At 37.3% G+C, this 4614-nt stretch carries 4 protein-coding genes; 2 read left to right on the forward strand and 2 right to left on the reverse strand.

The features are described from left to right. Positions 1-208 (forward strand): hypothetical protein (locus tag AFK68_RS38540; protein ID WP_210407324.1); only part of this gene is annotated, 208 nt, incomplete at its 5' end. 385 nt (positions 209-593) lie between these two features. Next, entirely contained in the window at positions 594-3572 is a 2979-nt protein-coding gene (gene uvrA, locus AFK68_RS09650; protein WP_094672524.1) for an excinuclease ABC subunit UvrA, read from the forward strand. A 172-nt stretch (positions 3573-3744) separates the two neighbouring features. Here the strand turns inward: uvrA and AFK68_RS36540 are convergent, their stop codons facing one another. Beyond that, entirely contained in the window at positions 3745-3897 is a 153-nt protein-coding gene (locus AFK68_RS36540; RefSeq protein WP_168186392.1) for a hypothetical protein, read from the reverse strand. A gap of 78 nt (positions 3898-3975) precedes the next feature. Continuing rightward, positions 3976-4212: a hypothetical protein gene (locus tag AFK68_RS09655; protein WP_094672525.1), complete on the reverse strand. Its 237-nt coding sequence runs from the start codon at positions 4210-4212 to the stop codon at positions 3976-3978. Between the last annotated feature and the right edge of the window lie 402 nt (positions 4213-4614).

Consider the following 4614-nt stretch of genomic DNA (forward strand, 5'->3'; position numbering starts at 1 on the left):
GGAAAATCAGCACATCTCTCTGGGTGCTTCACAAGATGAAAAGATTCTGTCACTGCTTATTTATAGGAATATAGGAAAATCCTTTGACGCGCCGAATTTTTCAGGTGCTTTCGAGAATGAAAATATTAGAGGCTTTCCACTAAGAAGAGACGGATGGAAAGATTCTGGAAAAAAACAGTCATATATCTCTGGATGCTTCGCAGAATGAAAAGATTTCTGCCATTGCTCCTGGGGAAAATTTCTGAGAATCCTTCGACGTGCCGAATTTTTCCGGTATGAAAATATTGATGATTTTTCACTGGGTGAGGATACAGAAGGAAAGATTTGATAGTAGGAAAAAATTTGGCAGTTATCTATAATTTTTGAGAAGTTGGAAAATTAGTGAATTTTTAGGAAGGTGAGCAGCGATCGCCAGAAAAAGATATTTTATTACTTTCCAGAAAACCAGATAATCCCAAACCAGACGCTACAATCATTTACTACTATCAAACAAAATTTCTATGACCAAGAAATAAAGTTAGCCCCTTTCAACCATCCCTTCTTTTTCCCTATTCCCTATTCCCTACTCCCTATTCCCTAAACTAATAACTAAAATGACCACTCCTGAAAATACCATCCGCATCCGAGGAGCCAGACAACATAACCTCAAAAACATCGACCTAGAACTCCCACGCGATCGCCTCATAGTCTTCACAGGAGTTTCTGGCTCCGGCAAATCCTCCCTCGCCTTCGACACAATTTTTGCCGAAGGGCAACGTCGCTACGTCGAATCCCTCAGCGCCTATGCCCGACAATTTCTCGGACAACTCGACAAACCAGACGTAGACTCCATAGAAGGATTAAGCCCTGCCATTTCCATCGACCAAAAATCCACATCCCATAATCCCCGCTCGACGGTCGGCACCGTCACAGAAATTTACGACTATCTGAGATTACTATTTGGTAGAGCGGGAGAACCCCATTGCCCAATTTGCCACCATAATATTGCTCCTCAAACCATTGATGAAATGTGCGACAGAGTTATGGCTCTTCCAGACCGCACGAAATTTCATATCCTAGCTCCCGTGGTTCGAGGCAAAAAAGGGACTCATCAGAAACTTTTATCTAGTTTAGCTGCTCAAGGATTTGTTCGTTTGAGGGTTGATGGAGAGGTCGTAGAAATTGCTGAAAACATCAAATTAGATAAAAATCGTACACATACTATAGAAATTGTTATTGACAGACTGATTAAAAAGGCAGGAATAGAGGAACGTTTAGCAGATTCTCTAAATACTTGTCTACGTCAATCTACTGGAATTGCATTAATTAACGTATTAAATAACACATCGGCAAAGATAGGGGCAGTGCCTACAAAAAATAAGTATAACCTAATTCCGGCAAAAATAGCAACTTCAGCTAATTCTAAATCTGACAATAATTCAGCTAATTCCAGTCAGGAACTAGAAGCAGAAATGGAAAATTCTCAGACTCAAATAGTATTTTCGGAAAATTTTGCCTGTCCGGAACATGGAGCAGTGATGGAAGAATTGTCACCCCGACTCTTTTCTTTCAACTCCCCCTACGGTGCCTGTCCGACCTGTCACGGCTTGGGTAGTCTCAAACAATTTTCCCCAGAGTTAATAGTACCCGACCCCAATGCACCCTTATATTCAGCGATCGCTCCTTGGTCGAATAAGGAAAATCCCTATTATTTTTCTCTGCTTTATAGTTTGGCTGAAGCTTATGACTTTGAGATAGAAACTCCCTGGAATAAATTGAGCAAGAAAGAACAAAAGTTAGTGCTTGAAGGTAGCGACGAACCTATCTGGATAGAAACGAAAAATGGAGAAGGAGATTATCGTTACTATCCTGGAGTTATTCCTACTTTGGAAAAACAATATCAGGAAACTGGTTCAGATTTAATCAAACAAAAATTAGAACAATACTTAGTCAATCAAACCTGCGAAACTTGCCAAGGAAAAAGACTAAAACCAGAAGCACTTTCCGTAGAAGTAGGAGAATATAAAATTACCGACTTTACAGAAGTTTCCATTCGAGAATGTTTAGAGAAAATTGATAATTTAAAACTAAGCGATCGCCAGGCAAAAATAGCAGAATTAGTATTGAAAGAAATTCGAGCTAGATTACAATTTCTGTTGGATGTTGGCTTAGATTATTTAACATTAGATCGAGCAACAATGACACTTTCTGGAGGAGAAGCGCAAAGAATTAGATTAGCAACACAGATTGGTTCTGGTTTAACAGGAGTTCTCTACGTTTTAGACGAACCAAGTATTGGTTTACATCAAAGAGATAATAATCGTCTCTTGCAAACTTTAATCAAACTTCGCGACTTAGGAAATACATTAATAGTAGTAGAACATGACGAGGAAACTATTAGAACTGCCGACCATATTATTGATATAGGTCCGGGAGCGGGAGTGCATGGCGGGCGAATAATTTCTCATGGAAATTTCCAGACATTATTAACAACAGAAGAGTCTTTAACAGGCGCTTATTTATCTGGCAAAAAAGTTATTGCTACTCCATCCGAAAGAAGATCAGGAAATGGTAAATCTCTACTACTCAAAAATTGTCATCGAAACAATCTCAAAAACATAGATATAGAAATTCCTTTAGGAAAACTTGTCTGTATTACTGGAGTTTCCGGTTCAGGAAAATCTACCTTAATGAACGAATTACTTTATCCAGCTCTACAACATTATCTCAGTCGAAATATTCCTTCTCCCAAACAATTAGAAAAAATCAAAGGATTAAAAGCAATAGATAAAGTAATCGTCATTGACCAATCACCTATTGGCAGAACACCCCGTTCAAATCCAGCAACTTATACAGGAGTGTTCGATGTAATTAGAGGAATATTTGCCGAAACCATAGAAGCAAAAGCCAGAGGTTATAAACCAGGGCAATTTTCTTTTAATGTTAAAGGCGGCAGATGTGAAGCTTGTAGCGGACAAGGTGTAAATGTAATAGAAATGAATTTTCTGCCAGACGTTTATGTGCAATGTGAAGTTTGCAAAGGTGCAAGATATAGTAGAGAAACTTTACAGGTAAAATATAAAGATAAGTCAATTGCTGATGTTTTGGATATGACTGTAGAGGAAGGTTTGGAAGTATTTAAAAATATTCCCAGGGCAGCAAATAGATTACAAACTTTAGTAGATGTAGGATTAGGTTATGTCAAATTAGGTCAACCTGCACCGACTCTTTCTGGTGGAGAAGCACAAAGAGTAAAACTAGCTTCCGAATTGTCTAAGCGAGCAACAGGAAAAACTATTTATTTAATAGATGAACCAACAACAGGTTTATCATTTTATGACGTTCATCAGTTATTGAATGTTTTGCAAAGATTAGTAGATAAAGGAAATTCCATTGTAGTAATTGAGCATAATTTAGATGTGATTCGTTGTGCCGACTGGGTAATAGATTTAGGTCCCGAAGGAGGAGATAAAGGAGGAGAAATAATTGTTTGTGGAACGCCAGAAGAGGTGGCAGAGAATTTGGAGTCTTATACTGGGAAATATTTGCGGAAAGTATTAGAAAAGTATCCGCCGAAAGTTGAGGAAAATTGATATTTACTGAAGTTTGAAATTTTTACCAATTTTTCTCAGAGATGAAAATTTTATTCTTATATAGATACTCGAAAATTTGTCAGATACTTTTCCAGAATATTTGCTCTACCTAGAGGGAAGTAAATATTTTCTGAAGTAGAGAAACTAGCTCTTACCTCCCTGAGACTTTTTGTCAGTTTTCTGAGGAGGTGAAAATTTCACTTCCATATATAGATAGTCGAAAATTTGTCAGAGAATTTTCCCAGATATCAGCTTTAACTAGAAGTAAGTAGATATTTTCTATAGTGGAGAGATAGCCTCTTGTCTCCCCAGGACTTTTTGCCATTTTTCTGAGGAGGTGAAAATTTCACTTCCATATATAGATAGTCGAAAATTTGTCAGAGACTTTTCCAGAATATCTGCTTTAGCTAGAGGTAAGTAGATATTTTCTGAAGTTGAGCAACTGTCTCTTGTCTTCCCTCAACTTTTTGCCATTTTCCTCAGAGGTGAAAATTCTACTTCTATATATAGATATAGTTATATATATAAGTAGTTGCAAATTTGTCAGAGACTTTTTCCAGATATCTGCTTTACCTAGAAGCAAGTAGATATTTTTTGAAGTAGATCCCTCACCTCTTGCCTCTCTGAGACTTTTTGCCATTTTTCTTCACAGATTAAATTTTCACTTCTATATATAGATAGTGGAAAATTTGCCAGAAAATTTTCCAGATTATCTGCTCTTTTTAGAGAGAAGTAGATATTTTCTGAAGTTGAGCAACTACCTCTTGCCTCCCCACGACTTTTTCTCAGTGTTTCTCAGAGATGAAAATTTTATTCTTATATAGATAGTGGAAAATTTGTCAGAGACTTTGCAAGAATATCTGCTTTATCTGGAGGTAAGTAGATATTTTCTGAAGTGGAGCAACTACCTCTTGCCTTCCTTCGACTTTTTGCCAGTTTTCTGATGAGGTTAAAATTTTACTTCTATATAGGTAGTCGAAAATTCGTCAGAGAATTTTCCCAGATATCTACTCTACCTAGAGGTAAGTAGATATTTCCTTAA

The sequence above is a fragment of the Hydrocoleum sp. CS-953 genome, assembly GCF_002260545.1.
Taxonomy (GTDB): Bacteria; Cyanobacteriota; Cyanobacteriia; order Cyanobacteriales; family Microcoleaceae; genus Trichodesmium.

Excerpts from the sequence above, each read along its gene's own strand:
- uvrA (WP_094672524.1), top strand. The coding sequence starts at position 594 with ATGACCACTCCTGAAAATACCATCCGCATCCGAGGAGCCAGACAACAT.
- AFK68_RS36540 (WP_168186392.1), bottom strand. The coding sequence starts at position 3,897 with ATGGCAAAAAGTCCTGGGGAGACAAGAGGCTATCTCTCCACTATAGAA.
- AFK68_RS09655 (WP_094672525.1), bottom strand. The coding sequence starts at position 4,212 with ATGGCAAAAAGTCTCAGAGAGGCAAGAGGTGAGGGATCTACTTCAAAA.